Genomic DNA, 1,401 nt, shown 5'->3' with positions numbered 1-1,401 from the left:
GAAATAGTCGTATCGCTATCAAATCCCCATAGACGGTCAAAAATTTGTGTCTTGGGAAGAATAACATTTTGATTTTGAAGGAAGTAAACCAATAACTCAAACTCTTTTCCGAGCAGTTCCACAGGCGTGTCTTCCACCTTCACTTCATTCGTTGAAAGATTGACGACTACATCCCCATAGGTCAAGGTATTTTCGTTAAACTTTCCTGAACGCTTGAGAAGGGCTTGAATCCGCATTTTGAGTTCTTCTAGGTAGAAAGGTTTGGTGAGATAGTCATCCGCTCCCAACTCAAAACCATGTCCCTTGTCATCCAAACTCTCTTTGGCAGTCATGATAAGAACTGGTGTCGTAATTCCTTTTTCTCGCAACTCTTTCAAGACTTGGAAACCATTTTTTTCAGGCAACATCAGGTCAAGCAAAATCAAGTCATAAACGCCACTTTCAGCTTCGTAGAGCCCTTCTTCTCCATCAAAAACCTGCATGACATCTGCAAAATCATCCAAAAAGTCAAATACTGAGTTTGACAGACCTAGGTCATCTTCTACTAATAAGATTTTTATCATCAGAAACTCCTCCTTGTTATGATTATTATACCAAAATTGCCTTAAAAAAAACTCAACTCTCTCTTCTTTTAAGATAGAAAGTTGAGTTTTTGTTTACATTTTGAACGAATTAAGCCTTGCCATATTGGGCTACAACAGCTTCGACTGCTGCTTTCTCACGCTTAATCAAGTCAACACGCGCTGCGATATCCTTGATCCCCATGCGGATATTACGGCTAAGAGCTAGGTCAGAAAGTTGCGGTTCAAAGAATTCCTTATACTCAGCCAAGCGTTCTTCTGTTTTAAAGATGTGTGATGGGAAGATGACAAAGCTATCAAAGCTCATATCCCCACCAAGAGCTGCCTTGATCCAATCCCAGTTTTCACGCGCCCATACCCAAACAGTTTCTTGAGTTGTTTGGTGTCCGAGGAATTGGAGGTACCATGAAGAAAGGTCTTGTGGTTTCACCACAAATTTGTCCTTCCATGAACGAATCAAGGTTTGGATATTGTCAGCATCTGTACTGTAGGCTAGAGCAGCTGCCAACTGGCGTTTGAAGACCGCATCCGTCGCATGAGTGTAGAGGTCCAGATAAGTTGCGACCAAGTCCTTGGTCTCATAGTGTTTCATTTCATTGATAAGAACTTGTGCACGGATGGCTGCTGGAAGTCCTGCAAGGTTCTCCTTGTGAGCTGCAAAGATTTGGCTAGCGACTTGACTAGCTTCTGCATCATTGGAGCGAATCATCATAGAAACGGCCAACTGACGAACCAATTCATCCTCATCTGATTCTCCGTCTTTGGCTTCAAAGCCAAGACGGTCATAGTTATGACGAGCCAATTTAGCAACCAGACTGTT

General features: G+C 42.3%; 2 protein-coding genes. Both read right to left on the bottom strand.

Features of this window, described 5'->3' with window-relative positions:
• Positions 1 to 563: two-component system response regulator CiaR (gene ciaR, locus GMD6S_RS09140; RefSeq protein WP_000590632.1), on the bottom strand; the 563-nt coding region annotated here is incomplete at its 3' end.
• 109 nt (positions 564 to 672) lie between these two features.
• Positions 673 to 1,401, bottom strand: a 729-nt coding sequence (locus tag GMD6S_RS09135) for an ERAP1-like C-terminal domain-containing protein (protein WP_000295010.1), incomplete at its 5' end; no start/stop codon positions are given.

This window comes from Streptococcus sp. GMD6S (assembly GCF_000297015.1).
This window is presented reverse-complemented; position numbering and strand designations above follow the sequence as displayed.